This window comes from Nonomuraea sp. KM90, assembly GCF_052246675.1.
Lineage (GTDB): Bacteria > Actinomycetota > Actinomycetes > Streptosporangiales > Streptosporangiaceae > Nonomuraea.
Genome location: NZ_JBQQCB010000010.1, coordinates 142,484 through 169,256, shown reverse-complemented (window position 1 = coordinate 169,256; position 26,773 = coordinate 142,484). Strand labels below are relative to the sequence as shown.

At 70.9% G+C, this 26,773-nt stretch carries 27 protein-coding genes and 1 pseudogene; 19 read left to right on the top strand and 9 right to left on the bottom strand.

The features are described from left to right. The 5 genes from ACTWPW_RS14480 to tsaD are packed head-to-tail and all read left to right on the top strand — an operon-like array spanning nt 1 to nt 3,609. Entirely contained in the window at nt 1-537 is a 537-nt protein-coding gene (locus tag ACTWPW_RS14480) for a class F sortase (protein ID WP_375116601.1), read from the top strand. A gap of 6 nt (nt 538-543) precedes the next feature. After that, on the top strand, nt 544-1,467 hold the full coding sequence (locus tag ACTWPW_RS14475) for an aminoglycoside phosphotransferase family protein (protein ID WP_443169008.1): 924 nt from the start codon (nt 544-546) through the stop codon (nt 1,465-1,467). A gap of 27 nt (nt 1,468-1,494) precedes the next feature. After that, nucleotides 1,495-2,142: a tRNA (adenosine(37)-N6)-threonylcarbamoyltransferase complex dimerization subunit type 1 TsaB gene (gene tsaB / locus ACTWPW_RS14470; RefSeq protein ID WP_375116603.1), complete on the top strand. Its 648-nt coding sequence runs from the start codon at nt 1,495-1,497 to the stop codon at nt 2,140-2,142. 11 nt (nt 2,143-2,153) lie between these two features. Then, on the top strand, nt 2,154-2,585 hold the full coding sequence (rimI, locus tag ACTWPW_RS14465; protein ID WP_375116604.1) for a ribosomal protein S18-alanine N-acetyltransferase: 432 nt from the start codon (nt 2,154-2,156) through the stop codon (nt 2,583-2,585). Next, a complete protein-coding gene (gene tsaD / locus ACTWPW_RS14460; RefSeq protein WP_375116605.1) occupies nt 2,578-3,609 on the top strand; it encodes a tRNA (adenosine(37)-N6)-threonylcarbamoyltransferase complex transferase subunit TsaD in 1,032 nt (343 codons plus the stop codon). The genes rimI and tsaD overlap by 8 nt, the downstream gene beginning before the upstream one ends. Before the next feature lie 15 nt (nt 3,610-3,624). Here the strand turns inward: tsaD and ACTWPW_RS14455 are convergent, their stop codons facing one another. From ACTWPW_RS14455 to ACTWPW_RS14445, 3 genes are all read right to left on the bottom strand, one after another. After that, nucleotides 3,625-4,011, bottom strand: coding sequence for a hypothetical protein (locus ACTWPW_RS14455; RefSeq protein ID WP_375116606.1), 387 nt, complete (start codon nt 4,009-4,011; stop codon nt 3,625-3,627). An 87-nt stretch (nt 4,012-4,098) separates the two neighbouring features. Then, on the bottom strand, nt 4,099-5,898 hold the full coding sequence (locus ACTWPW_RS14450) for a hypothetical protein (protein WP_375116607.1): 1,800 nt from the start codon (nt 5,896-5,898) through the stop codon (nt 4,099-4,101). Between the two features lie 196 nt (nt 5,899-6,094). Then, on the bottom strand, nt 6,095-7,270 hold the full coding sequence (locus ACTWPW_RS14445) for a class I SAM-dependent methyltransferase (RefSeq protein WP_443169007.1): 1,176 nt from the start codon (nt 7,268-7,270) through the stop codon (nt 6,095-6,097). Between the two features lie 255 nt (nt 7,271-7,525). Between ACTWPW_RS14445 and groES the strand changes: the two genes are divergently transcribed. The 4 genes from groES to ACTWPW_RS14425 all read left to right on the top strand — a co-directional run bounded on the left by groES (nt 7,526) and on the right by ACTWPW_RS14425 (nt 11,157). Beyond that, nucleotides 7,526-7,837 (top strand): co-chaperone GroES, encoded by a 312-nt coding sequence (gene groES, locus ACTWPW_RS14440; protein WP_043623565.1) that lies wholly within the window; start codon nt 7,526-7,528, stop codon nt 7,835-7,837. Between the two features lie 72 nt (nt 7,838-7,909). Continuing rightward, nucleotides 7,910-9,529: a chaperonin GroEL gene (gene groL, locus ACTWPW_RS14435; RefSeq protein WP_364112880.1), complete on the top strand. Its 1,620-nt coding sequence runs from the start codon at nt 7,910-7,912 to the stop codon at nt 9,527-9,529. A gap of 79 nt (nt 9,530-9,608) precedes the next feature. Continuing rightward, complete coding sequence (locus ACTWPW_RS14430) at nt 9,609-10,208, top strand: DUF7711 family protein (protein ID WP_375116609.1); 600 nt, start codon at nt 9,609-9,611, stop codon at nt 10,206-10,208. 313 nt (nt 10,209-10,521) lie between these two features. Next, the gene (locus ACTWPW_RS14425; RefSeq protein WP_443169020.1) at nt 10,522-11,157 is read left to right on the top strand and encodes a sigma-70 family RNA polymerase sigma factor; all 636 of its coding nucleotides are present in this window, start codon (nt 10,522-10,524) and stop codon (nt 11,155-11,157) included. Between the two features lie 109 nt (nt 11,158-11,266). Here the strand turns inward: ACTWPW_RS14425 and ACTWPW_RS14420 are convergent, their stop codons facing one another. Together ACTWPW_RS14420 and ACTWPW_RS14415 are read right to left on the bottom strand one after the other, a co-directional pair. Then, nucleotides 11,267-11,644 (bottom strand): DUF5319 domain-containing protein, encoded by a 378-nt coding sequence (locus tag ACTWPW_RS14420; RefSeq protein WP_080043188.1) that lies wholly within the window; start codon nt 11,642-11,644, stop codon nt 11,267-11,269. Between the two features lie 39 nt (nt 11,645-11,683). After that, on the bottom strand, nt 11,684-12,679 hold the full coding sequence (locus ACTWPW_RS14415) for a helix-turn-helix transcriptional regulator (RefSeq protein ID WP_375116610.1): 996 nt from the start codon (nt 12,677-12,679) through the stop codon (nt 11,684-11,686). 667 nt (nt 12,680-13,346) lie between these two features. Here ACTWPW_RS14415 and guaB point away from each other — a divergent pair. The 7 genes from guaB to ACTWPW_RS14380 all read left to right on the top strand — a co-directional run bounded on the left by guaB (nt 13,347) and on the right by ACTWPW_RS14380 (nt 19,718). Next, on the top strand, nt 13,347-14,828 hold the full coding sequence (gene guaB, locus ACTWPW_RS14410; protein WP_375116611.1) for an IMP dehydrogenase: 1,482 nt from the start codon (nt 13,347-13,349) through the stop codon (nt 14,826-14,828). A gap of 4 nt (nt 14,829-14,832) precedes the next feature. Then, nucleotides 14,833-15,954 (top strand): GuaB3 family IMP dehydrogenase-related protein, encoded by a 1,122-nt coding sequence (locus ACTWPW_RS14405; protein ID WP_364112871.1) that lies wholly within the window; start codon nt 14,833-14,835, stop codon nt 15,952-15,954. A 71-nt stretch (nt 15,955-16,025) separates the two neighbouring features. Next, entirely contained in the window at nt 16,026-16,268 is a 243-nt protein-coding gene (locus ACTWPW_RS14400; protein ID WP_375116612.1) for a hypothetical protein, read from the top strand. Between the two features lie 65 nt (nt 16,269-16,333). Beyond that, nucleotides 16,334-17,521, top strand: coding sequence for an RNA polymerase sigma factor (locus ACTWPW_RS14395; RefSeq protein ID WP_443169006.1), 1,188 nt, complete (start codon nt 16,334-16,336; stop codon nt 17,519-17,521). After that, a complete protein-coding gene (locus ACTWPW_RS14390; protein WP_375116614.1) occupies nt 17,521-18,213 on the top strand; it encodes an SDR family oxidoreductase in 693 nt (230 codons plus the stop codon). The genes ACTWPW_RS14395 and ACTWPW_RS14390 overlap by 1 nt, the downstream gene beginning before the upstream one ends. A 297-nt stretch (nt 18,214-18,510) precedes the next feature. Next, nucleotides 18,511-19,287, top strand: a complete 777-nt coding sequence (locus ACTWPW_RS14385; protein ID WP_443169005.1) for a phosphotransferase family protein — start codon at nt 18,511-18,513, stop codon at nt 19,285-19,287. Next, nucleotides 19,284-19,718: a GNAT family N-acetyltransferase gene (locus ACTWPW_RS14380; protein ID WP_443169004.1), complete on the top strand. Its 435-nt coding sequence runs from the start codon at nt 19,284-19,286 to the stop codon at nt 19,716-19,718. The genes ACTWPW_RS14385 and ACTWPW_RS14380 overlap by 4 nt, the downstream gene beginning before the upstream one ends. Here the strand turns inward: ACTWPW_RS14380 and ACTWPW_RS14375 are convergent. From ACTWPW_RS14375 to ACTWPW_RS14360, 4 genes are read right to left on the bottom strand one after another with little or no spacing between them, the layout of a single operon-like run. After that, complete coding sequence (locus tag ACTWPW_RS14375) at nt 19,708-20,532, bottom strand: class II fructose-bisphosphate aldolase (protein ID WP_375116617.1); 825 nt, start codon at nt 20,530-20,532, stop codon at nt 19,708-19,710. The two genes, ACTWPW_RS14380 and ACTWPW_RS14375, sit on opposite strands and share 11 nt — an antisense overlap. A 10-nt stretch (nt 20,533-20,542) precedes the next feature. Beyond that, on the bottom strand, nt 20,543-21,463 hold the full coding sequence (locus ACTWPW_RS14370) for a 1-phosphofructokinase family hexose kinase (RefSeq protein ID WP_443169003.1): 921 nt from the start codon (nt 21,461-21,463) through the stop codon (nt 20,543-20,545). Continuing rightward, complete coding sequence (gene nagA / locus ACTWPW_RS14365; protein ID WP_375116619.1) at nt 21,463-22,596, bottom strand: N-acetylglucosamine-6-phosphate deacetylase; 1,134 nt, start codon at nt 22,594-22,596, stop codon at nt 21,463-21,465. The genes ACTWPW_RS14370 and nagA overlap by 1 nt, the downstream gene beginning before the upstream one ends. Then, nucleotides 22,593-23,468 carry an SIS domain-containing protein gene (locus tag ACTWPW_RS14360; RefSeq protein WP_375116620.1) on the bottom strand — a complete coding sequence of 292 codons (876 nt, stop codon included), beginning with the start codon at nt 23,466-23,468 and terminating at the stop codon, nt 22,593-22,595. The genes nagA and ACTWPW_RS14360 overlap by 4 nt, the downstream gene beginning before the upstream one ends. A 129-nt stretch (nt 23,469-23,597) precedes the next feature. Here ACTWPW_RS14360 and ACTWPW_RS14355 point away from each other — a divergent pair, with 129 nt between their 5' ends. From ACTWPW_RS14355 to ACTWPW_RS14345, 3 genes and pseudogenes are all read left to right on the top strand, one after another. Continuing rightward, nucleotides 23,598-24,368 carry a DeoR/GlpR family DNA-binding transcription regulator gene (locus tag ACTWPW_RS14355; protein WP_364112851.1) on the top strand — a complete coding sequence of 257 codons (771 nt, stop codon included), beginning with the start codon at nt 23,598-23,600 and terminating at the stop codon, nt 24,366-24,368. Nucleotides 24,369-24,531: 163 nt separating this feature from the next. Further along, nucleotides 24,532-26,272 (top strand): annotated as a pseudogene (locus ACTWPW_RS14350) (glycerol-3-phosphate dehydrogenase/oxidase). Continuing rightward, entirely contained in the window at nt 26,269-26,745 is a 477-nt protein-coding gene (locus ACTWPW_RS14345; protein ID WP_443169002.1) for a mycothiol transferase, read from the top strand. The pseudogene ACTWPW_RS14350 and the gene ACTWPW_RS14345 overlap by 4 nt, the downstream one beginning before the upstream one ends. The last annotated feature ends 28 nt before the right edge of the window (nt 26,746-26,773 follow it).

Genomic DNA, 26,773 nt, shown 5'->3' with positions numbered 1-26,773 from the left:
ATGGCCCGCCCTGGACGGGTGGTGCTCGCCGGCGCCGTCACGGGCCTGCTGCTGGTCGCGTTCGGCAAGAGCATGCAGACCGGCACCACCCCTGCCGCAGCAGTCGTGCCCCAGAGCATCGACATCCCCTCGATCGACGTCGAGGCCGACCTGATGAAGCTCGACCTGCAGAAGAACGGCGAGGTCGAGCTGCCGCCCTACGAGAAGCCGAAGGTGGCCGGCTGGTACACCGGCAGCGCCGTCCCCGGCGAGAAGGGCGCCTCGGTGATCATCGGCCACGTCGACACCAAGACGGCTCCGGCCGTGTTCTACAAGCTCAGGCAGTTACGCAAGGGCGAGACCGTCAAGGTGGAGCGCAGCGACGGCAAGGTCGTGCGGTACAAGGTGGACTCGATCGAGCAGGTGCACAAGGACAGCTTCCCTGCCAAGCGGGTCTACCTGGAGGACGGGCTCAAGCTGGTAACGTGCGGCGGCAAGTTCGACTACGCCAAGGGCGAATACCTCGACAATGTCATCGTGTACGCATCCCAGATCTGAGAGCACATGACCGCCAACCCGCCCGCCGCCGGGACCCGCTTGCCCTGGCACGAGGTGCACCCGGGGGTGCGCGCCGCGGTCGAGGAGTTCCTCGGCGGCCGCGTGACCGGAGCCGACACGCAGTCGGGCGGCTTCTCCCCGGCCGCAGCAGTGCGTCTGCGCACGGACAACGGCAGGCGCGCCTTCGTCAAGGCCGTCGGTCCCGAGCCGAACGCCGACACCGTGCGCATCTACCAGGCCGAGCTCAAGATCGCCGCCGCCCTGCCCGAGTCCGTCCCCGCCCCCAGGCTGCTGACCGGCTTCGAGCTGGCGGGGTGGGTCGCGCTGGTCTTCGAGGACGTCGAGGCCGAGCACCCCGAGCTGCCGTGGCGGCGCGACCAGCTCGACCGGGTGCTGGCGGCCGTCAAGGAGATGTCGGAGGCGCTCACGCCGTCCCCGATCGACGCCCCGGAGATCGGGGAGGTGTTCGGGCAGGCGTTCCAGGGCTGGCGCCGCCTGCTGAAGGAGGACACCTCGGGCCTCGACCCCTGGGCGCTGCGCCACCTCGGCGAGCTGGCCGAGCTGGAGTCCGGCTGGGCCGCGGCCGCGGCGGGCGACACCCTGGTCCACGCCGACCTGCGGGCCGACAACATCCTGCTCACCGACGACCGCGTCTACGTCGTGGACTGGCCGTGGGCCTGCCGCGGCGCGCCCTGGTTCGACACGGTGGGCATGCTGCCCTCGGTGAGCATGCAGGGCGGGCCCCAGGCCGACGAGCTGTTCGACCTGCCCGGCCTCCCGGTCACCCAGGTCGTGGCGGCGGTCACCGGCTACCTCGTCCGGCAGGGCCGCCAGCCCGATCCGCCCGGCCTGCCCACGATCAGGGCGTTCCAGCGCGCCCAGGGAGTGGTGGCCCTCGACTGGCTGAAGCGGCGTACGGGCTGGGCGTGACCCTTCCGGCGGGTAGGCTAAACAGTCGTGCTGGTCCTGGCCTTTGATACCGCGACGCCCGCCGTCACCGCCGCGCTCCACGACGGGGAGCGCGTGCTCGCCGAGTCGACGACGATCGACGCCCGGCGACACGGCGAGCTGCTCGCGCCCACAATCGAGCTCGTCCTGGGTGAGGCGGGCGCGTCGCCGCGCGACGTGACGGCCATCGTGGCGGGCAGCGGTCCCGGTCCCTACACCGGGCTGCGCGTCGGGCTGATGACCGCGCAGGGGCTCGCCACCACCCTCGGCGCCCCCGCGTACGGCATCTGCACGCTCGACGCCGTCGCCTACGGCAGCGGGCTCACCGGGCCCTTCCTGGTCGCCACCGACGCGCGGCGGAAGGAAGTGTTCTGGGCGCGCTACTCCGATCCGCGCACCCGGCTCGACGGTCCCTTCGTGGACCGGCCCGCCGACGTGCCGGTGGAGGGGCTGCCGGTCGTGGGCGCGGGCGCCCAGCTCTACGCCGACCTCCTGGGGGGCGGGGGCGACGCGCCGCCCTACCCCTACGCCGGCGCGCTGGCCGCCCTGGCGGCCGAGCGGCTGGCCCAGGGCATCCCGCTCGACCCGCCGCGCCCGATCTACCTGCGCAGACCCGACGCCGTGGCGCCGGGAGCGCCCAAGAGGGTGACGGCGTGAACCTCAGGCCGATGACCGAGGCCGATCTGCCGGCGGTCATGGCCATCGAGCGCGCCACGTTCCCGCTCGACGCGTGGAGCGAGGGCATGATGCGCGGCGAGCTGGCCGACATGCCGCGCTCCCGCCACTACGTGGTGGCCCTGGTGGACGACGAGATCGTCGCCTACGCCGGGCTCGCCGCCGCGGCCGACCAGGCCGACGTGCAGACCATCGCGGTGCTGGAGAAGCACCAGGGCACGGGCATCGGCAGCGCGCTGCTGACCGCGCTGCTGGCAGAGGCGAGCCGCAGGGGCGCGCGGGAGATCTTCCTGGAAGTACGCGCCGACAACCCGCGCGCGCAGGCGGTCTACCGGCATTTCGGGTTCGAGGAGATCGGCACCCGCCGCCGCTACTACGACGACGGCACCGACGCGATCATGATGAGAAGGAAGCTAGGTGACTGACGCACCCCTGGTCCTGGGCATCGAGACGTCCTGCGACGAGACCGGCATCGGCATCGTCAGGGGCCACACGCTGCTGGCCAACACGATCGCCTCCAGCATGGAGGAGCACGCCAGGTTCGGCGGCGTGGTGCCCGAGGTCGCCTCGCGCGCCCACCTGGAGGCCATGACGCCCACGGTGGAGGCCGCGCTGGCCGCGGCCGGGCTGAAGTTCTCCGACATCGACGCCATCGCCGTGACGGCCGGCCCCGGGCTGGCCGGGGCGCTGCTGGTCGGCGTGGCCGCGGCCAAGTCCTACGCGCTCGGCCTCGGCGTCCCTCTCTACGGTGTCAACCACCTCGCCGCCCACGTCGCCGTCGACCAGCTCGAACACGGGCCGCTGCCCAAGCCGTGCATCGCCCTGCTCGTCTCGGGCGGCCACTCCTCGCTGCTGCTCGTGCCCGACGTGGCCGAGGACGTGATCTCGCTCGGCTCCACCGTCGACGACGCGGCCGGAGAGGCGTTCGACAAGGTGGCGCGGGTGCTGGGGCTGCCGTTCCCCGGCGGACCTTACATCGACCGGTCCGCCCGCGACGGTTCGGGGACGGCCATCTCCTTCCCGCGCGGCAAGATCGACGACGGCACGCTCGACTTCTCCTTCTCCGGGCTCAAGACGGCCGTGGCGCGCTGGGTCGAGGCCAGGGAGACGGCGGGGGAGTCCATCCACGTGCCCGACGTGGCGGCCTCCTTCCAGGAGGCCGTGGTGGACGTGCTGACCCGCAAGGCGCTGCAGGCGTGCCGGAAATACGACGTGCACGACCTGCTGATCGGGGGCGGGGTGGCGGCCAACTCCCGGCTGCGGGCGCTGGCCCAGGAGCGGTGCGACGCGGCGGGCGTACGCCTGCGCGTGCCCCGTCCCGGGCTGTGCACCGACAACGGCGCCATGGTCGCGGCCCTGGGCTCCGACCTGGTCGCGGCCGGCATCACGCCCTCGACGCTGGAGATCCCGGCCGACTCATCGCTGCCGATCACGACGGTGCACGTCTGAGCTCCTCGCCGCAGATCACGACGGTGCGCGTCCGGGCTCCTCGCGCCCGCGGAGGGCGCGCAGGCGCACGGCCAGCGCGGCGCCCGCGAGCACGGAGAAGAGCCCGATCTGCCACCAGTCGGAGTCGCTGCCGCCCAGGTGCCGGTCCAGCAGGTGGTTGATCGCGTGGAAGGTGTTGGTGAACACGTAGCCCGCCAGCACCACCGCGATCACGTCGCGCCACCACAGGGCGCACAACATCATCAGGCCGATGCCCATCTGGAAGACACCGGCATCGTGCAGGAAGTGCACGTGGTCGGGCCAGTTCGCCCATGCGGCGAAGCCCGTCGGATCGATCCGCATCCACACGCCGGCGACGAGCATCGTCGCCGCGGCCACGACCACTGTGATCTTGATGAACATCCGTTGCTCTCCTTTCGCTCCGAGCAACGGACGGTCATGACCTCCCGGACGTGACAGGAACGGCTGTGAGCCGTCTCACAGCGGCGCTCAGTCCTTGGCCCGGGTCGGGCGCAGCAGGGCCTCCGCCAGGGCCAGCATGGTCTCCTCCAGCGCGCCCAGGCGCTTGTTCAGGTCTTCGGTCGCGGGCTGGACGATGCCGGACACCGTGCCGGCCAGCTCGTCGCGGTCGGGCCGTGACCTGACCAGGTCGGTGAGCGCGTCGGCGGCGGCGGTCAGGCGCTCGGCCTGCTCGCCGGTGTGGGACTGGATGAGCTCGCCGACCCGCTCGGGGATGGCCAGGGTGGCGGGGAGCTGGCTCATCCGCTGGTTGACGGCCTCGATGCGGTCGTCCACCGACTCCAGGTGCTCGCCGGCCTGCTCGGCGCGGGTGGCCAGGCCGTTCATGTGGGTGTCGAGGCCGTTGAAGCGGGTGTCGATGGCGTCGAAGCGGCCGGTCATGTGCTCCTCGGCCTCGACCAGCCGCTCGTCGATGGCGTCGATCTGGTTGTCGAGCTTGTTGAAGCGGCCCTCGCTGCGGGTGGCGCTCTCGCTGACGTGCTGGCCGGTGGCGACCAGGCGCTCGTCCAGCGAGGCGAAGCGGGCGTCGACGCGTACGTCGAGGGCGTCGAAGCGGTCGTCGTGGCGGCCCAGGTGGCCGTCGAGCGTGCCGAGCCGCTTGTCGACCGCGCCGAGCTGGCCGTCCATGGACAGGATCCGCTTGTCGACGCCGCTCATCCGGCCGTCGATGCCGTCGAGCCTGGTGTCGATGTCGGCCAGGCACTCGTCGGCGGACTCCAGCCGGCTGTCGAACCCGGTGAGCCTGGTGTCGAGGCCCATGAGCTTGCCCTCGGCCCGGTCGAGCCGGGCGTCCACGCCGCTGAGCCGGGCCGTCAGGCGCTGCTCGCTCTCCCCGAGCTGCACCGCGAGGTGCTGGTCGGTCTCGTCGAGCCTGGTGGTGAGCCGCTGCTCGACACCGGACAGGCGGCCGGTGAGCTGCTCGTCGGCCTCCTTGAGCCGGCTCACCAGGCGCTCGTCGGCCTCCAGGAGGGCCGTGGCCAGCCGCTGGTCGGTCTCGTCGAGGCGGACGGTCAGCCGCTGGTCCGCGTCGTCCAGGCGGGCTGTCAGGCGCTTGTCGGTCTCGTCCAGCCGGACGGTGAAGCGCTGCTCGGCGGCGTCCACCTTGCTCGCCAGCTGCTCGGCCGTGCCCGCCAGGCGCTCACCGACGCCGTCCGACATGTCGTTGACCACGGCCTCGACCCGGTCGGTACGGTCGGCCAGCTCGGCCATCGACTTGTCGAGCCGGGTGAAGCGGCTGGCGGCGGCCTCCATGCTGGAGTTGAGGCCGGCCAGCGTGGCCGCGAAGTCGGACATGCCCTTGGTGATGCCGTCAGTGGTGTCGAGCACCGACTGCAGCCGGCTCAGCGCCTCGTCCACGCTCTCGCCCACGGTCCCCAAGTCGGCCCACAGGCTCGGCAGCTCGGCGACCGGGGTCACGCGGGCGTCGACGTGGCCCACCTTCTCGCCCACGGCGTCCACGTGGTCGCGCACGGCCTCCACGTGCTGCGCAAGGCCCTCCGCCCACATCGGCGGCTTGGCGGAGATCTCCTCGAGCCGCCCGCTCACCGACTCAAGAGTGCCGCTGAGGCCCCCCAGCTCGCGCTCTCGCACCTCCCGCAGGAGCCACTCCATGCCTTCGAGCCGCTGGCGGATCTCGTCGAGCACGGCGCCCTGGGTGCGCTGCTCGTACACGTGGTCCTGGGCGGCGCGCGCGAGGAGGTCCCGCATCCTCTTGGGGACGGCGTCGTAAGCGCCCGTTTGAAGAAGGGTGGTGTGGTTGGAATGGTCCACCGAAAGCTCCTTCGCTCGCCGACGGTCTGCCGCGCAGCGGTGGGGTAAGGTCCGGTTCATTTCTGAAAGAGCGAGAACGCGGTCAACCGCATTAGGGGGGAGAACTCCCGCCCGCCCACCTTAGCCTTTCGATCAAGGTCCGTCAGTGGCGAAGGAAAAGATCGCGGTTAACGCGCGGATGACCGGATTTGGGGGTTCAGCCAGGTGAGAGGGCCTTGCAGATGAGAACCGATGGTTTGTCGATAATCCTGGTCAGGATGATGACCGCCGAGTTGTCGCCCTTGAGCCGCAGGTCGGCGCGGAGGCGTTCGATGTCGATGGCGGAGCCGCGCTTTTTGATGGTGACATTGCCGATTTGTCGGTCACGGAGTGCGGCGCGAAGTCTTTTCAGGGAGAAAGGAAGAATGTCCTCTATTTCGTATCTTGTGGCCCACGGGGAGTCCACCGGGTCGTCGGCCGTGATGTAGGCGATCATCGGGTCGAGCAGCCTGCCGCCGACGAGCTCGGCCACCTCGCCGACGAGGTGGGCGCGGATGGCGGCGCCGTCGGGCTCGTAGACGTAGCGGCCGGCGGGGCCGACCGGGGCCTGGACTCCGGCGGCGGTCAAGGTGTGGCCGCCCGGCAGCAGGGTGGCCCGCCGGCCTCCGCCCTGGCCGGTCCAGAGGGTGGCCTCCTTGACCTCGCCCTTGAAGGAGATCCACTCGGCCTGGGCGCCCTCGGGGATGAACTCGTACGGGATGCCGGGGGCCACCTTGAGGCACGCCAGGGCGGCCCGGGAGACCAGGTCGAGCACCACGGGCCAGGGCGGGGAGTAGGCCATGGGGTCGAACGTGCGGCCCCTGCCCGTACGCCTGGCCGGATCGGCGAACAGCACGTCGTAGTCCTCGGGCCGCACCCCGGCCGCGTCCGCGACGGTCACCGTCACCCGCTCGCCCACGCCGAACGCCTCCGCGTTGGCCCTGGCCACGGCGACGGTCAGCGGGTTGGTGTCCACGGCGGTCACGGTGCAGCCGGCGCGGGCCAGCGCGAGGAGGTCGCCGCCGACGCCGCAGCAGGCGTCCAGGACGTGCGGCGCGCCCGCGGGGCGAAGGGCGAGCAGGCGGCGGGCGCGGTGCTCGGCGACCTCCGCCCGGGTGGACTGCTCCAGGCCGTGTGACGTGAAATACATTTTGCCGGCGTCTTGCCCGAACTTTGCCCTGGCCCGCTCCCTGAGCCCGGCCTGGGTGAGGGCGGCGGAGGTGAGCCCGGCGTCGTACGTCCTGCGCAGGGTGGTCGCGGCGGCGACCGGATCGGCGCCCACCAGCTCTCCGGCCTCCACGAGCGCCCGCCGGCCGCGCGGGGTGAGCAACTCGGCGAAGGCGTCCAGGTCCACGTCACCTGACGTTAGCGGCACCGGACACGTACCCGTCACGCAGGGGACGCGCGGGAGCTCTACCGTCTGATTACGGTCTGATCGCTCTCAGCAGACGCGTTCGTGTTGACTGTCAAGCCCCTCTTGCATATGTTTCCTGTTGGCACTCTCCCCTTGAGAGTGCCAACGTGCGACGAGGCAGGTCTGACACCCGCGACGGCAGGCCCAGCTGGTCGCCTCTTCTAGATCATTCAAATCTGAAGGGGAGGTCCGATCGTGACGACCGCCACCAAGGTTCCCGTTAAGCCGCTCGGCGACCGCATTGTGGTTCAGCCGCTTGAGGCCGAGCAGACCACCGCTTCCGGCCTGGTCATCCCTGACACCGCCAAGGAGAAGCCGCAGGAGGGCAAGGTTCTTGCGGTGGGCCCGGGCAACTGGGACGAGGACGGCGACAAGCGGATTCCGCTCGACGTCTCTGAGGGCGACATCGTCCTCTACAGCAAGTACGGCGGCACCGAGGTCAAGTACGGCGGCGAGGAGTACCTCGTGCTCTCCGCCCGCGATGTTCTCGCGATCATCGAGAAGTAGGCCGGATGTGTCGAGCCCCGGGCGCTCTTGAGGGCGGCCGGGGCTTTCGACGCTAGGAGAGGACATTCAGCAATGGCGAAGATCCTGGAGTTCGACGAGGACGCCCGCCGCGCGCTCGAGCGTGGCGTGAACGCCCTCGCGGACGCCGTGAAGGTAACCCTCGGCCCGCGTGGCCGCAACGTCGTCATCGACAAGAAGTTCGGTGCGCCGACGATCACGAACGACGGTGTGACCATCGCTCGTGAGATCGAGCTGGAGGAGCGCTACGAGAACCTCGGCGCCCAGCTCGCCAAGGAAGTTGCCACCAAGACCAACGACATCGCGGGCGACGGCACCACCACCGCGACCGTCCTGGCCCAGGCCATGGTCCGCGAGGGCCTGCGCAACGTGGCGGCCGGCGCCTCGCCGCTGTCGCTCAAGCGCGGCATCGACAAGGCGGCCAGGACGATCAGCGACAAGCTGCTCGCCAGCGCCCGTCCGGTCGAGGACAAGAAGGAGATCGCCAATGTCGCGACGATCTCCGCTCAGGACGCGCAGATCGGCGACCTGATCGCCGAGGCGTTCGACAAGGTGGGCAAGGACGGTGTCCTCACCGTCGAAGAGTCCAACGCCATGGGCATGGAGCTCGAGTTCACCGAGGGCATGCAGTTCGACAAGGGCTACCTGTCGGCCTACATGGTGACCGACCCCGAGCGGATGGAGTCCGTCCTCGAGGACGCCTACATCCTGCTCACCCAGGGCAAGATCTCCTCCATCGCGGACTTCCTGCCGCTGCTGGAGAAGATCGCCCAGACGAAGAAGCCGCTCCTCGTGGTCGCCGAGGACGTCGAGGGCGAGGCCCTGGCCGTCCTGGTCACCAACAAGATCCGCGGCACCTTCACCTCCGTGGCCGTCAAGGCCCCGGGCTTCGGTGACCGCCGCAAGGCGATGCTGCAGGACATGGCCATCCTCACCGGCGGCCAGGTCGTCAGCGAGGAGGTCGGCCTCAAGCTGGAGCACGTCGGTCTCGAGGTGCTCGGCACGGCCCGCCGCGTCGTCGTCACCAAGGACGCCACGACCATCGTCGACGGCGCCGGTGACGCGCAGGCCATCGAGGACCGCGTCAAGGAGATCAAGCTCGCCATCGAGCAGTCCGACTCCGACTGGGACCGCGAGAAGCTGCAGGAGCGCCTGGCCAAGCTCGCCGGCGGTGTGTGCGTGCTGCGTGTCGGCGCCGCCACCGAGGTGGAGCTGAAGGAGAAGAAGCACCGCCTCGAGGACGCGATCTCCGCGACGCGCGCCGCGATCGAGGAGGGCATCGTCTCCGGCGGTGGCTCCGCGCTCATCCACGTCTCCAAGGAGCTCGACGACCTCGGCCTGACGGGCGACGAGGCCACCGGTGTCGGCGTCGTGCGCCGCGCGCTGGTGGAGCCGGCCCGCTGGATCGCCGAGAACGCCGGTCTCGAGGGCTACGTGGTGACGCACAAGGTCGCCGAGCTGGAGGCGGGTCACGGCCTCAACGCCGCGACCGGCGAATACGGCAACCTGCTCGACCAGGGCGTCATCGACCCGGTGAAGGTCACGCGGTCGGCCGTGCAGAACGCGGCTTCGATCGCGGGCATGCTGCTCACCACCGAGGTGCTCGTGGTGGACAAGCCCGAGGAGGAGGCCCCGGCCGGCGGCCAGGGTCACGGTCACGGCCACGGCCACTGACCGGTTCTTCCGTACGCGTTCCGGGGGCCGTGAGGGGCCGTACGCTGGTCGCGGGCTCGATGTGGGGAGGCGGGGCGGGATGCGGTACGCGCGGGCGGTGGAGCGGCTGCGGATGCTCGCCGAGGAGTGCGAGCGGACCAGGCGCGTCCCGGCGGACGAGCCGTTCCTGCGGGCGGCGTACGTGTTCGGCGACCTGCTCGACGGGGCCGATCCCATCGACGCCGTCGAGGTCGTCCTCGTGCTGAACCTGCCGCCCGAGGAGGTGGCCTGGGAGACCCAGCCGCCCGGCACGGCCTGGCTGGTGGACTTCCTGCGCCTGGACAAGGGCGGGATCGCCTACTGGTGGCGGTCCCATCGGGATCCGGTGGCCAACCATCGCATCCGGGAGCCCGTACGGTTCTGGTCGCTCGAAGGGGTCGAGAAGGGGGTGCTCGAGGCGCTGCGGGAGCGGCGGTTCGAGTCGGTACGCGGCGCCGCCGGTGGTGGCGAGGGGCGGGTGGCCGAGGTCGAGGGGGAGCTGGGGACCGCTCTGGAGCACTTGCGGGCCGTGCACGAGGCGTACTGGGACCGGCGGTGGCGGCGGGAGCACCGGGGGCTGGGGCGGTATCCGGAGCATCATCTGTGGGAGGCGGTCCGGGGGTACCTGGATCTGCTCGACGCGCGTGACGAATCCGAGTGATCGCGCCGGTGGGTCTGCCGTCTGGTGGTCGCTGCGGTGCCTGCCTTGTTGCGATGGGTTCGCATTTGTACCCGGGGAGGTTGTGGGCGGGATGGGGGGAAGTGTGGGAAAAGGTGGATTATTGGAGTAAACCGGGTGCGGGCCATAAGCGTCGGCGGTCTGACAAATATCGTGCATTCCGGGTTATCAAGTGAAACATTATGTCAATATTAAGGCTTAGTGTGGTCGGTTGATTACTGCTGGTTATCGTCGCTTCAATGTGACCAATCCGTAGCCGTTCGCTATGACGACAGGCAGGATCAGTGCGGGCATCATGCCTATCGTGAGCGAGGGAAGCGTCGCCGACGCCAAAATTGGGGTAAGGCTCGCGTCGAGACTTCCGGCACGGACGGATGACTCCGACCTTAGGGAACTGACGAGCCTCGCCGTGCAGGGAGATCGCAGTGCGATCGAATCTCTGCTCGGGGAGTTGCGTCCGATGGTGGTGCGGTATTGCCGCGCCAGGCTGGGCAGGGTTTCAGGGCAATATCACATTGCCGATGACGTAGCCCAGGAGGTGTGCATCGCGGTGTTGTCCGCGTTGCCGCGATACCGGGACATGGGGCGGCCATTCGCGTCCTTCGTGTTCGGGATCGCCTCGCACAAGGTGGCCGACGCGCTGCGCAGTTCGGTGCGCTCGGCCGTACCCACTCAGGATCTGCCCGACGGGCCCGACGACGGGCCGGGGCCAGAGGAGACGGTGGTCAGGTACATCGAGGTGGAGAACGCCCGGCGGTTGCTGGCCAGGCTGCCCGACAACCAGCGCGAGTTGCTGCTGATGCGGGTGGTGTCGGGGTTGTCCGCCGAGGAGACCGGTAATGTACTCGGTATGTCACCGGGTGCGGTTCGCGTCGCCCAGCATCGGGCGCTGGCGAGGTTGCGGCAGATGGCCGAGCTGGAGTCGGCTTGACGCCAGAGGAGGAGACCGACGCGCTGCTCGACGCGCTCGGTCGTGGAGAGACGCCTGGATCAGGCGATGTGGCGGCGCGGCTGCTGGCCGCGCTGCGGAAGGATGTCGGTCAGCGGCGCTCCTCCGTGTCGATGACGCCGTCGACATAGCCTCTGGCGTAGTCCCAGCTGACGTAGTCGGCGGGGTCAGGGTGAAAGGCCGGCTCGTGGACCTGCGGCTGGCCTTTCTCGATCATCTGTTTCAGGTTGCCGCGCAGCAGCTCCCAGTCGAAGAAGTGCTGCTCGCCGCATTCCGGGCAGTCGAGTACGAGCCCCAGCACCCCCTGCGGTTCGAGCAGGGAGCGGAAGACCTCGACGTCGGCGAGGTCGGTGATGGCCTCGTCGCGTTCGGCTGCCGTGAGCGGCTCGGCGTCGTCGAGGGCGCCCATCGCCGAGGAAGGGTCGTTAGGGTCGTCCGCGAACGGATCGCGGGGGACGTCTTCCAGCACCTTCCCACCATATGACCGAAGCGGCCCCAGCGGTGGGGATTACCTCAGCCATCCCCGTCTGGCAGCCTCCACACCTGCGTGAAAGCGGGATTGAGCGCCCAACTCGGTCATGGCGTCGGCGAACCTCCCCCGCACCGTGCGTACCGACAGGCCGAGCTGGCGGGCGATCGAGTCGTCGCACATGCCCTGCGCGGCCAGGCGCAGCACCTGGACCATGCCGTCGCGCCTGCTGCCCCACGGAAGGGGCATGGCCCGGGCCCACAGCTCCTCGAAGAGCGAGCGCAGCACGCCCACCACGACGGAGGTGCGGACGAGGTAGAAGTTGTAGGCGTGGTCGGGCAGGTTGCCGCCCCAGTGCGCGGGCATGCCCGCCACCTCCGCGCCGGCGGTCAGGAACCAGCTCGGCACCCGGTCCAGCGTGCGCACCTTGCCGCCCGATTCGATGAGGCGGGTGAGCTGTTCGCGAACGCCGGGGACCGTGAGTGTGGAGACCGGAATGATCGTATGAACGGTGAGAAGGTTTCGTTTTTGCGCGTCAATCCAAGGATCCGCAAATTTCCGTGCAAAGTCTGTCATGGTGCGTTCGTCGGGAACCGCCGTGAGTAATGGCATCGGCGGCGTCTGGCACTGAACGGCGATGCCCACCACGCTCTCGTACAGGATGTCCGCCCCGCTCACCATCTCGACCGTGAAAGGGCCGCTGCGGTAGTCGCGGCCGGCGTCGTAGTCGCGGATCAGGCTGCGGATCGAGCCGAGCGCCGAGTCGATCATCCGGCTCTCCTCGGCCAGCCGGTCGAGGCGCTCGGCGATCACCCGGCCGAGAGCCGCCGCGGGGTGTCTGGCCAGGTACTGGCCGCTCTGTTCGTCGATCACCCCCAGCTTCACGAGGTCGTCGAGCTGGCGGCCGACCTTCTCCACGGTGCCGTCCATGGCCTGCGCCAGATCGGTCCTGGTCGCCTTGTGCAGGCGGAGCACCGCGGAGTAGAGCGCCGTCTGGGCCGGGTCGAGGCCCAGGGTCTCGAAGGGATCAGACATGATTCGCGGCTCATTGCGCATTATGGGCGGCTCCGTTGGGGGGACACGGGCGTGCCGCGAGAATAACCCCGCATCCGGCCGCTGTCCGCTCGTTCCGCCGACTCGGCCGCCGCGCCGTGCAACTTCGTGCAATTGCACGTTTTCACATTGCGTTGTTCCGTTGAGTAACGCAGGCTTTACCTAGCGTCGGCATCCACACAAGGCGCGGCGGTCACGGCCATCAGGACGCGGAGGGGGGTTCGGTGGTGCGGTGCACTGCCATCGCCCGGATGCCGGTGGCCGGGGGATGGGACGGATCACCGACCGTCCCATCCCCCGGCACTTTTTGATGCCGGAAGTACGACGGACCGCAGGCGCGGGGAACCGTTGCCTGTGGTGGGTCGCTGGACGCGATCGCCCGTAGGCGCGGAAACCGCTGCCTGCGGGGGATCGCTGAACGCGACCCCCCGTAGGCGCAGAACTGCTGCCTGCGGGGGGTCGCTGAACGCGACCCCCCGTAGGCGCGGAAACCGCTGCCTGCGGGGGGTCGCTGGACGCGACCCCCCGTGGGGGTCATCGTGCTTTCGGCATCGGTGCTTTCCGGGCGTCGTGTGCCCGGTGCCGATGTGTTTTGGAGGCAGGCCCTAGACTTAGCTGAATCAGCGCAACGGCAGGAGGGGGCCGCAGCATGTCCAAGTTCACCGAGATGGGTTTGACCTTCGACGACGTGCTGTTGGTGCCCGGATACTCAGATCTCCAACCAGGCGAGGCCGACACCCGATCTCGCCTGTCCAAGGACATCACGCTGTCCATCCCGCTGGTCTCCGCCGCCATGGACACCGTCACCGAGGCCCGCATGGCGGTCGCCATGGCCCGGCAGGGCGGCATCGGCATCCTGCACCGCAACCTGTCGGTCGAGGAGCAGGCCCAGCAGGCCGACCTGGTCAAGCGGTCCGAGGCCGGCATGGTCACCAACCCCGTGACCTGCAGCCCGGACGACACGCTGGCGGACGTCGAGCGGCTGTGCGCCACGTACCGGATCTCCGGGGTGCCCGTCACGGACATGTCCGGCACTCTCGTCGGGATCGTCACCAACCGCGACATGCGCTTCGAGAACGACCAGTCGCGGCCCGTGCGCGAGGTCATGACCAAGATGCCGCTGGTCACCGCGCCCGTGGGGGTGTCGCGTGACGACGCGTTCGCCCTGCTCAGGAAGAACAAGATCGAGAAACTGCCGCTCGTGGACGCCGAGGGCAGGCTGCGCGGCCTGATCACGGTCAAGGACTTCACCAAGAGCGAGCAGTACCCCCTGTCCACCAAGGACGCCGACGGCCGGCTCATCGTCGGGGCGGCCGTGGGCGTCGGCGGCGACGCCGAGCTGCGCGCCAAGGCGCTGATCGAGGCCGGGGTGGACGTGGTGGTCGTGGACGTGGCCCACGGTCACTCCAAGGGGCTGGCCGAGATGATCGCCAAGATCAAGGCCAACAGCAAGGTCCAGGTCATCGGCGGCAACATCGCGACCAGGGCCGGCGCCCAGATGCTGGTCGACGCCGGGGCCGACGCGGTCAAGGTGGGTGTGGGCCCGGGCTCCATCTGCACCACCCGGGTGGTGGCCGGGGTCGGCGCGCCGCAGGTCACGGCCATCTACGAGGCGTCCAAGGCGTGCGCGCCGGCCGGCGTGCCGGTGATCGGCGACGGCGGGCTGCAATACTCCGGCGACATCGTCAAGGCGATCGCCGCCGGGGCCGACACGGTCATGCTGGGCTCGCTGCTCGCCGGGTGCGAGGAGTCGCCCGGTGAGCTGATCTTCATCAACGGCAAGCAGTTCAAGTCGTACCGGGGCATGGGCTCGCTCGGCGCCGTACGCAACCGCGAGCGCGGCGGCACCTCCTTCAGCAAGGACCGCTACGCGCAGGCCGAGGTCGGCGGCGAGGACAAGTACATCCCCGAGGGCATCGAGGGCCAGGTCCCCTACCGCGGCCCGGTCGCCGCCGTCGCTCACCAGCTCATCGGCGGGCTGCGCCAGGGCATGTGGTACGCCGGCTGCCGCACGATCGGCCAGATGCACACCGACTGCGAGCTGATGCCGATCACGGCGGCGGGCCTCAAGGAGAGCCATCCCCACGACATCCAGATGACCGTGGAAGCTCCGAACTATCACAGAAGGTAAGTTCATGACTCAGCAGGTGGAGATCGGCCGGGGGAAGACCGGGCGGCGGGCGTACGCGCTTGACGAGATCGGCCTGGTGCCCTCGCGGCGCACCCGTGACCCGGAGGAAGTCTCGATCTCCTGGCAGATCGACGCCTACCGGTTCGAGCTGCCCGTGGTCGTCGCTCCCATGGACAGCGTGGTCTCGCCGGCCACCGCCATCGAGATCGGCCGGCTCGGCGGTCTGGCGCCGCTCGACCTCGAAGGGCTGTGGACGAGGTACGAGGACCCGCTGCCGCTGCTGGAGGAGTGCGCCTCCCTCGACCAGGAGGCGGCCACCAAGCGGCTCCAGGAGATCTACGCGGCGCCGATCAAGGAAGACCTGATCGGCCGCCGGATCGAGGAGATCCGCGGCTCCGGGGTGACCACCGCCGTGCGCCTGTCGCCGCAGCGTACGGTCCAATACCACAAGGCCGTGATCGACGCCGGCGTCGACATCTTCGTCATCCGCGGCACGACCGTCTCGGCCGAGCACGTGTCGGGGCGGGCCGAGCCGCTCAACCTCAAGCAGTTCATCTACGAGCTCGACGTGCCGGTCATCGTGGGCGGCTGCGCCACGTACACCGCGGCCCTGCACCTGATGCGCACCGGCGCGGCCGGCGTGCTGGTGGGCTTCGGCGGGGGCGCCTCGCACACGACGCGTACCGTGCTGGGCGTGGCCGTGCCGATGGCCACCGCGATCTCGGACGTGGCGGCGGCGCGGCGCGACTACATGGACGAGTCGGGCGGCCGCTACGTGCACGTGATCGCCGACGGCGGCATGGGCACCTCCGGTGACATCGCCAAGGCCATCGCGTGCGGGGCCGACGCCGTGATGGTGGGCTCGCCGCTGGCCCGCGCGGCCGAGGCGCCCGGGCACGGGTTCCACTGGGGGTCGGAGGCGCACCACCCCGACCTGCCGCGCGGGCGGCGGGTCGCGTTCGGGACCGTGGGGACGCTGGAGCAGATCCTGCACGGGCCGTCGAGCGTGGCGGACGGGTCGATGAACCTCATGGGGGCGCTGAAGCGGACCATGGCGTCGACCGGCTACTCCGACATCAAGGAGTTCCAGCGCGTCGAGGTCGTCGTCGCGCCGACCCAGCGCTGACCGGGCAAGCCGATCCTGGTTCGGGCCGCTCCCATGCGATTGGGAGCGGCCTTTTACGTAGGGTTCCTGGCATGGAATCCCTTGAGGAGAGGATCGCGCGGCTTGAGCAGCAGGTCGCGTACCTCCAGCGTCACCTCGGCATCGATCCCGCCTTCATCGACTCTGTCCCCGGCGGGCCGGAGCTGCCGCCGCAGTTCTACCAGGAGTTGCGGAACGGGAAGATGATCAAGGCGATCAAGATCTACCGCGAGGTCACCGGGGCATCGCTGCTCAACGCCAAGAACGCCGTGGAGGCCATGGCCCGGCAGATGTGAGCCTGTCGATCCGGGTGCCCGGCGTTCGTGTAGGAGGTGAGCGGCGGGCACTACGGTAAGGCGGTATGCCGGATGTCGAGCAGGTGTTCCGTGAGGAGTACGGCAGGGCGGTCGCCGTGCTCGTACGCGTCTTCGGCGACATCGACCTGGCCGAGGAGGCGGTGCAGGAGGCGTTCGCCGTGGCGGTGCGCCAGTGGCCGGAGGCCGGGGTGCCGCCGAGCCCGGCCGGCTGGATCATCACCACCGCACGCAACCGGGCCATCGACCGGCTGCGCAGGGAGTCGGCCCGCCCGGACAAGCACGCCCAGGCCGCGCTCCTGCAGGCGCCCGGCGAGCCGCCGCTGGAGGGGCCCGTGCGCGACGACCGGCTGCGGCTGATCTTCACCTGCTGCCACCCGGCGCTGGCCGTGCACGCGCAGGTGGCCCTCACGCTGCGGTTGCTGGGCGGGCTCACGACCGCCGAGATCGCTCGCGCGTTCCTCGTGCCCGAACCGACCATGGCCCAGCGGCTGGTCAGGGCGAAGAACAAGATCCGGGACGCGCGCATCCCGTACCGGGTGCCGGGCGACGCCGATCTGCCCGACCGGTTGCGGTCGGTGCTGGCGGTGGTCTACCTGATCTTCAACGAGGGGTACACGGCCAGTTCCGGCGATCGGCTCGTGCGCGAGGAGCTGTGCGCCGAGGCCGTCCGGCTCGGGCGGCTGCTGGCCGAGCTCATGCCGGACGAGCCTGAGGTGCTGGGGCTGCTGGCTCTGATGCTGCTCATCGAGTCGCGCCGGCCGGCGCGTACGGGGGCGGACGGGGAGCTGGTGCCCCTGGCCGAGCAGGACCGGGGGTTGTGGGACCGGGGGCTCGTCGAGGAGGGGCAGGCCATCGTCCGGGCGTGCCTGCGCCGCGACGAGCCGGGGCCGTACCAGGTGCAGGCCGCGATCAACGCCGTGCACAGCGACGCGGCGCGGGCGGGGGACACCGACTGGGGGCAGATCCTGCGGCTGTACGACCTGCTGCTGACCTTCACGCCCACCGCGGTGGTGGCGCTGCACCGGGCGGTGGCCCTGGCCGAGGTCGAGGGGCCGGCGGCGGCGTTGCGGGTGGTCGACGGGCTCGAGGTGGACTATTACCTGTTGCATGCCGTGCGGGCGGACCTGCTGCGGCGGCTGGGGCGCGAGGGGGAGGCCGTGGCGGCGTACGAGGCGGCCATCGCGCGGTCCGGCAACGAGGTGGAGCGGGAGTTCCTGCGGAGGAGGATGTGATGGCGGGCGGCCGGGTTTGCGTGGTCACGGGGGCCAATCGGGGGATCGGGCGCGAGGTGGCGAGGCAGCTCGCGCTGGCCGGTGACCTCGTGGTGCTGACGGCCAGGGATCTGGGCAAGGCGGAGAAGGCAGCCAGTGAGCTGGGCGAGTCCGTGGGGGCGTGGCAGCTCGACGTGTCCGACCCGGGGTCCGTGGAGAGGTTCGCCGGGGAGGTCGGGGAGGCGCACGGCCGGGTGGACGTGCTGGTCAACAATGCCGCCATTCACTACGACACCTGGCAGCGGGCCACCGACGCGGATCTGACGGTGGTCCAGGAGGCGCTGGAGACGAACCTGCTGGGCGCGTGGCGGGTGACGCTGGCCCTGCTCCCGCTGCTGCGGGCCTCCGACCACGCGCGGGTGGTGAACGTCTCCAGCGAGGTGGGGTCGCTGGCCTCGATGGGGGCGGGGACCCCGGCGTACGCGGTGTCGAAGGCCGGGCTGAACGCGCTGACCAGGATCCTGGCGGCCGAGCTGCACCGGGAGGGCGTCCTGGTCAACTCGGTCTGCCCGGGGTGGGTGGCGACCGACATGGGCGGGGCCGGCGGGCGGCCGGTGGCCGAGGGGGCGAGGAGCGTGTTGTGGGCCGCCGACCTGCCTGATGACGGGCCTACCGGGGGGTTCTTCCAGGACGGGGCGCCCTTGCCCTGGTGACGCGCCGACCCGGCGGATGCGTGACGTGTCGGCCCGCGTGGGCGCGTGACGTGTCGGCCTAGGTGGGTGCGCGGTGGCCGGGCTCGGCGATCCCGTTCGCGCAGCCGGGCATCGCGACCCGGTTCGAGGGCCGGGAAGGGCATCGGGGCAGGTTCGCGTCAGGGACGGGCTCATCGTCCATTCGCGTGACTACGGGAACCCCGCCGGCGTCGGCGGAGTATCGCGTGTTCGGCGAGGAGGAGGTGCACCGGCTCGTGTCCGGCGCCGTCGAGCGGCTGTTGGCCCTAGCATGCGGGAATGGCTGATCTTCAGCACACGCACGAGCTGGACTACGACGGCGACCGCGTGGTCAAGCGGTACGTCGACAGCAAGCCCGGCGCGGCCGAGCGCGAATGGCGGGCACTGAACCTGCTGGCCGAGTACGCCCCGGATCTCGCGCCCGAGCCGATCGCGTACGACGACGGCGTGGTGACCATGTCGAGGATCGACGGGGTGCCGCTGCGCGGGCTGTTCGCTCGTGCCAAGCACGTGTCGGGCATGGCCGAGGCCCTGCGCGAGCTGCACACCGCGGTGCCCGGCCACGTCCTGCGGACCCTCCCCGTGCGCCCCTGGCAGCGCGAGGCGATCGTCGACTGGGTCAGGAGCCGGTGCGCGGCGTGGCAGCCGAGGGAGCCGTCGGCGGACCGGGCCGTCAAGGAGGGCCTGCGGTGGCTGGAGAGCTGGTCGCCGGGCGAGGCGGGAGTCACGCCGGTGTTCGGGGCCGGCGACGGCAACCTGGCCAACTTCCTGTGGGACGGCACCCGCGTACGCATCGTCGACTTCGAGGACTCCGGGCGCAGCGACGTGGCGTTCGAGCTGGCGGAGCTGGCCGAGCACGTGTCGATGTGGGTGGACGGGGAGGTGGAGATCGCGCGCCGGTTCGAGCTGAGCCCGCAGGAGGAGCGGCGGATGCGCGAGTGCCGCAAGGCGCACGCGCTGGTCTGGTTCTTCCTGCTCTCCCACGAGCACCCGCGCAACCCGCCCGGCACCTTCCAGCGCCAGATCGAGCGGGTTTTGGCAAGATTGAGCGCATGAGACTGGCCGAACAGAGCGACGTCGTCGCCGTCGAGCGGCTCGTCCGCGACGCCTACACGGCGTGGATCGAGGTCATCGGCATGCGGCCGCTGCCGATGGAGGCCGACTACGCCGCGCTCGTCGCCGCGGGCCGGGTGCACGTCACCGACGGGCTCGAAGGGCTCGTCGTGCTCGTTCCCGAGGACGGCGTCCTGCTGGTGGAGAACGTCGCGGTCCGCCCCGAGCTGCACGGCAAGGGGATCGGGCGGGCGCTGATGGCGTACGCGGAGGACGAGGCGCGCAGGCTGGGCCTGCGCGCGCTGCGCCTCTACACGAACGTCAGGATGGCCGCCAACATCGCTCTCTACGAGTCGCTCGGCTACGTCGAGACCGGCCGGGAAGGCATCGAGGGCCGGGCCGCCGTGCTGATGCGCAAGGAGCTCAGCCCGTGAGCACGCCGAGCAGGTGGGTGACCTCGCGGGCCACCGCGTCTCGGCCGGCCTTGAGATATTTGCGGGAGTCCACGACCCGCTCGTCGTGAGTGAGGTAGTCGCGGACGGCCCCGGTGAACGCCTTGTTCAGGTGGGTCGCGATGTTGATCTTCTTCATGCCCTGGCGTACGGCCTCGCGCAGCACGTCGTCGGGCACCCCGGAAGAGCCGTGCAGCACCAGCGGCACCGGCACGGCCGCGCGCAGCTCGGCGATGAGCTCCAGGTCCAGCACCGCGTCCTTGGTCGTCATCGCGTGCGAGGTGCCCACGGCCACGGCCAGCGCGTCCACGCCGGTCCTGGTCACGTAGTCCACCGCCTCGTGCGGTTTGGTACGGGCGCCGGGCGCGTGCACGCCGTCCTTGCCCCCGACCTCGCCCAGCTCGGCCTCCACCCACACGCCACGCTCGTGGCACCAGGCCGCCACCTCGGCCGTGGCGGCGACGTTGTCCTCGTCGGGCAGGGCCGAGGCGTCGTACATGACCGAGCCCAGCCCCAGCGTCACCGCCTGCTCGACCAGCGCCCGGTCGGTGGCGTGGTCGAGGTGGACCGCGACGGGCACCTCGGCCCGCCGGGCGACCGCGAGCGAGGCCAGCGCGATCGGCTCCAGGGAGCCGTGGTAGCGCACGCAGTTTTCGCTGATCTGCAGCACGACCGGCAGGCCGAGGGCCTCTGCGCCGGTCACGATGGCGGTGGCGTGCTCAAGTTGGATCACGTTGAACGCGCCCACCCCCGCGGGTGACTGGGTGACGATGTCGCCGATGGTGGCGAGGGGCATGGCCGGCTCCTTACGTGATGGTGATCTGGGGGTGTATGTCGGCGTACACGTCGGGGTCGAACTCCCCGGCCACGGGCGTGGCCACGGCCGCGGCGCCGAGCGCGGCGGCCCGCCGGAGCCGGTCGGGCCACGGCGCCCGCTCCACCAGGCCCAGCGCCAGCCCGGCGACCAGCGAGTCGCCGGCCCCGGTCGGGTTGCCTCGCACGGTGTACGGCATCCGCGCCCGGAACGTTCCCTCCCCGGTCACGGCCAGGAGCCCGTCGGCGCCCATGGACACCACGACGGCCTGGGCGCCCCGGCCGCGCAGCGCGTGCGCGCCCTCGGCCGGGGTGCCGCCGGGCACGGCCCTGGCCAGCTCCTCGGCGTTGGGCTTGACGATGGAGGGGCGGCCCTTGGGCGCGTGGCTGAGGGGCTCGCCGTCGGCGTCCACGATGGCCGGGACGCCCCGGTCGGCCGCGATGGCGGCCAGGCCGGCGTAGGTGTCGGCCGGGACGCCGCGCGGGAGGCTGCCCGAGATGACCACCGCGTCGGCGGCGGCCACGAGCGACTCGTAGCGGCGGGTGAAGCCGTCGAGCTCGGCCGCCGTGACCTCGGGGCCGGGCTCGTTGAACAGCGCCGTACGCGAGACGTCGCCTGGGGCGGGGGCGTCGGAGACGGCCAGGGTGGTGCGGGACTCGGCGGCGATGCCGTGCAGCGCTGCGGGCAGCCCCGCGGCCCGCAGGTCGGCCTCGACGGCCTCCCCGGTCGGCCCGCCCGCCAGCCCCGTGACCAGCACGTCGTGGCCCAGCGCGGCCAGCACCCGGGCCACGTTGACGCCCTTGCCGCCCGCGCGCCTGTGCACCGCGCTGACCCGGTTGACACCGTCCCAGTCCACGCGGGGGACCTGGTAGGTCACATCGAGAGCGAGGTTGAGCGTCACCGTGAGGATCATCAGGGCTCCGTGATCCAGACGCCGTCCTTCAACACGCCGTCCACCTCCAGGGCATCGGAGAGCACCACCAGGTCGGCCGCCTTGCCGACGGCGATCGAGCCGATCCGGTCGGCCAGGCCGAGCACCCGCGCGGGCGTCAGCGAGGCCACCTGGACCGCGTCGGGCAGCGACATGCCCACTTCCTGGACCCCGCGCCGGAACGCGACGTCCATGGTCAGCGTGGAGCCCGCGATCGAGCCGCCCTCGACCAGCCGGGCCACGCCGTCGTCCACGCGCACCCGCATCGAGCCCAGCACGTAGTCGCCGTCGCCGAGGCCGGTGGCCGACATGGCGTCCGTGACCAGCACGGCCCTGCCGGGCCCGGCCACCTCGTACGCCAGCCGCAGCATGGCCGGATGCACGTGCACCCCGTCGTTGATCAGCTCGACCGTCACCCGCTCGTCGTCCAGCAGCGCCGCCACGGGACCGGGCGCGCGGTGCCCGAGCGGCGGCATCGCGTTGTAGAGATGCGTGGCCACGCTCGCGCCCGCCTCGATGCCGGCGATCGTCTGCTCGTAGTCGGCGTCGCTGTGACCGATGGCCGCGATCACGCCCTCCGCCACGGCCGTCCTGATCATGTCGAGCGCACCCGGCAGCTCCGTCGCGACGGTCACCATGCGCACATGCCCGCGCCCGGCCTTCACCAGCCCGGCGAACTCCTGCGTCGACGGCTCGCGCAGCAGCGTCGGGTCGTGCGCGCCGCAGCGGGCCCTGGAGATGTAGGGGCCCTCGAAGTGGATGCCGGCCAGCAGCCCTTCCTCGCACAGCTCGGCCAGCGCCGACGCCGCCCTGGTCAACCCCTCGATCGAGTCGGTGACCAGGCTGGCCATGGTCGTGGTGGTGCCGTGGCGCCGGTGCAGTGCCACGGCGTCACGCGCCTTGTCCGGCTCGCCGGTGGGGAAGGAGCCACCCGCGCCGCCGTGGTTGTGGATGTCCACGAACCCCGGAACGACGTGCCGCCCGCCCAGGCTGAGGCCGGGACCCGGGGCGGATCCGTGGCCGACATGCGTGATGCGGCCGTCTTCGATGGTCAGCCACCCCTCGTGAACTCCCTCGGGCGTCACGATCCTGGCGTCGGCAAGAGTAAGGCTCATGAAGAAAGGATCACAGATCGCGTGAGGTGCATGGGCTCGTCGGGGTTGAGCTGCTTGGCGAAGGCCCGCGCCACGGCCACCCGCTGCGCGCGGATCAGCTCGGCCATCGGGTCGAGCCCGGTCTCGAAGAACGCCCCGCCGGTCTCCTCGACCTGCGCGCGCAGGCCCTCGGGGGCGGTGCCGAGCATCCACGTCACCCGCCCGGGGGCGGCGATGCTGATCGGGCCGTGCCGGTATTCCATCGCCGGGTACGCCTCCGTCCACGAGCGGGACGCCTCGCGCATCTTCAGCGCCGCCTCCTGGGCCAGGCCGACCGACCAGCCGGTGCCGAGGAAGCTGAACTGCTCGGCGTTGACCAGCTCGTCCGGCAGCGGCGCTGCCACGGCCTCCTCGGCGTCGGCGACGGCCTGCGTGAGGTCCTCGCCCAGGCCGGCGCGGAGCATGGCCAGCTGCGTGGTGGCGAACCTGGTCTGCACGACCGACTTCTCGTCGGCGTAGTCGAGCACGACGACCTCGTCGGCGGCCGTCATGATCGGCGTGTCGGGGTCGGCGGTGATGGCCGTGGTCCTCGTGCCGGTCGTCCTGGTGAGCAGCTCCAGGACCTCGGTCGTGGTGCCCGAGCGCGACAGCGCCAGCACGCGGTCGTAGCGGCGCCCGGAGGGGAACTCGGAGGCGGCGAACGCGTCGGTCTCGCCGTGCCCGGCCCGCTCGCGCAGCACCGCGTACGCCATCGCGATGAACCACGACGTCCCGCAGCCGACGACGGCGACCCGCTCGCCCTGGCGCGGCAGCGCGTCGGCGGGAACGCTCGCCACGGCGCGGCGCCAGCACGACGGCTGGGACGCGATCTCGGCCTCGGTGTGGGTGGTCACCACTTACCTCCCATGATTGATTGTTTCTGCGTTTTTTATATCAGGAAAGAGCAGTTATGAACACCGGTGGTCTGGCGCCCCAGGTTGTGCCACGCTTGCTCCTGACCTCGTCCCTTCAGGGAGGCCTTCGTGTCCCGCTACGACCGCTGGAACGCCATCCTCGAGCTGCTGGCGCAGGAGGGCAGGCTGTCGGTGGAGGAGGCGGCCCGGGCGCTCGACGTGTCCACCGCCACGATCAGGCGGGACTTCGACCAGCTCGCCCAGCAGCAGATGCTCATGCGCACCAGGGGCGGCGCGGTGGCCCAGAGCGTCAGCTACGACCTCCCGCTGCGCTACAAGACGGCCAGGCACGCCGACGAGAAGCACCGCATCGCGGCGGCGGCGGCCGAGCTGGTGACGCCCGGCGCCGTGGTCGGGCTCAACGGCGGCACCACCACCTCCGAGCTGGCGCGGGCCCTGGCCACCCTCTCCACGCTGGAGACCGGGTTCACGATCGTCACGAACGCGCTCAACATCGCCGCCGAGCTCACCGTCCGCCGGCACGTCAAGATCGTGGTGACGGGTGGGGTGGCCAGGCAGCAGTCGTACGAGCTCATCGGGCCGCTGGCCAACGGGGTCCTGGAGCAGGTGACGCTGGACGTGGCCTTCCTCGGGGTCGACGCGCTGGACGTCGAGCTGGGCGCCTCCGCCCACCATGAGGGCGAGGCCAGCGTCAACCACCTGCTGATCAGCCGGGCCGCCCAGGTCGTGGTGGTGGCCGACTCGTCCAAGGTGGGCAAGCGGGCCTTCTCCCGCATCTGCCCGATCAACCAGATCGACACGCTCGTCACCGACGCGCGGCTCTCCGACGCCCTCGCGGGCCAGCTCACCGACGCGGGAGTCAAGGTCGTACGCGCCTGAGCGGCCCTCGCGGGGTTCCGGCCGGTCGGTTCTTGCGAGGTAAAGGCCGTGTGTGGCGGAGCGAGGGGTTTTACGCCGGTCTCTGACCGACTCCGGCGTTACAGGTCGAGTCCTGCGCGGGTAGGAATGGAGCGCAGGCGACAGTGCCGTCCCAGGGGGAGTTATGGCGTCGGGAAGGAGCGCGGCCCGGCTCGGGCCCGCGGAGCGGGCCGAGGCCCTGGAACGTATGGCGGCGCAGGAGCTCGACGTCGTCGTGGTCGGGGGCGGCGTCGTGGGGGCGGGGGTGGCGCTCGACGCCGCGACGCGCGGGCTCGACGTGGCCCTGGTCGAGGCGCGTGACTTCGCCTCCGGCACCTCCTCGCGCTCGTCCAAGCTGATCCACGGCGGGCTGCGCTACCTGGAGCAGCTCAACTTCGAGCTGGTCCGCGAGGCCCTGCAGGAGCGCGCCCTGCTGCTGCAGCGCATCGCGCCGCACCTGGTCAGGCCGGTGCCGTTCCTGTTCCCGCTGACCCACTACGCCTGGGAGCGGCCCTACGTCGGCGCGGGAGTCGCGCTCTACGACACGCTCGGCCTCGCGACCGGGCTCACCCGCGGCGTGCCGGGGCACCGGCACCTGTCCAGGTCCCGGGCGCTGCGGCTGGCCCCCGCGCTGAAGAAGTCGGCCTTCACCGGCGCCGTCCAATACTGGGACGCGCAGGTGGACGACGCACGCTTCGTCATGACGACGCTGCGCACCGCGGCCACCTACGGCGCGCACATCGCGCAGCGGGCGCAGGTGGTGGGGTTCCTGCGGGAGGGCGAGCGGGTCACCGGCGTGCGGGTGCGCGACCTGGAGTGCGGCGAGGAGCTGGAAGTACGCGCCCAGCAGGTGGTCAACGCGACCGGGGTCTGGACCGACGACATCCAGGAGCTGGTGGGAGGGCGCGGCCAGATCCACGTACGCGCCTCCAAGGGCATCCACCTCGTCGTGCCCAGAGACCGGATCCACTCGCTGACCGGCATCATCCTGCGCACCGAGAAGTCGGTGCTCTTCGTGATCCCCTGGGGCCGCCACTGGATCATCGGCACCACCGACACGGAGTGGACGCTCGACAAGAGCCACCCGGCCGCCTCCCGCACGGACATCGACTACCTGCTCGACCACGTCAACGCGGTCCTGTCCGTGCCGCTGACCCGCGACGACGTCGAGGGCGTCTACGCCGGGCTGCGGCCGCTGCTGTCGGGCGAGTCCGACGAGACCTCCAAGCTGTCCAGGGAGCACGTGGTGGCGCATCCCGTGCCCGGGCTGGTGATGATCGCCGGGGGAAAGTACACCACCTACCGGGTCATGGCGCAGGACGCGGTGAACGCCGTGGCGCACGGGCTCGACCAGCGGGTGCCGCGCTCGTGCACCGACCGCATCCCGCTCGTGGGCGCCGAGGGCTACCAGGCGCTGTGGAACTCCCGGGGGCGCATCGCCCAGACCTCCGGCCTGCACGTGGCCAGGATCGAGCACCTGCTCCAGCGCTACGGCTCGCTGATCGACGAGGTGCTGGAGCTGATCGAGCGCGACCCGTCGCTGGGCCGGCCGCTGACGGGGGCCGACGACTATCTGCGGGCCGAGATCGTCTACGCCGCCACCCATGAGGGCGCCCGGCATCTCAACGACGTGCTCACCCGGCGCACGCGCATCTCCATCGAGACCTTCCACCGCGGGATGGCGGTGGCGCAGGAGGCGGCCGAGCTGATGGCCAAGCCGCTCGACTGGGACGGACGGCGAGCAGGTGAAGAGGGAGGTGGAATACTACTCGAAGCGCGTGGAGTCCGAACGCCGCTCGCAGGAGCAGGACTCCGACCAGGAGGCGGACGCGATCAGGCTCGGCGCGCCGGAGATCGTCCCCGTCGTCGCGCCGGAGCATTCATGAGCGAGCCGTCCCGCCAGTTGTCCGACCCCCGGGAGTTGTTGTCGGGATACCTCGACCACTACCGGGCCGAGGTGCTGCGGGTGCTCGACGGGTTCCCCGAGCCCGGGGTGAGCCGGGTGCCCTCCGGGTGGACGCCGCTGGCGATGCTCAAGCATCTGGCGTACATGGAGCGGCGCTGGTTCGTGTGGGACTTCGCGGGCGAGCCGATCGAGGATCCCCAGGGCGATCGCGACGCCGAGGGCGGGCTGGTCGCGAGCGAGTCCTACGAGGAGATCAGGAAGCTCTACCTGGCGCAGTGCGAGCGGTCCAGGCAGGTGGTGGCGCGGGCGAGCCTGTCCGAGGTGGCCTCGCGGATCGGCAGGTTCCAGCCGCCGCACGAGCCGCCGACGCTGGGCTGGATCATGTTCCACGTGCTGGAGGAGTACATGCGGCACGCCGGCCATCTCGACGTCGCGCGCGAGCTGGCCGATTAGGAGGGGCGGCCCGCGGCGCTGCGGGGTC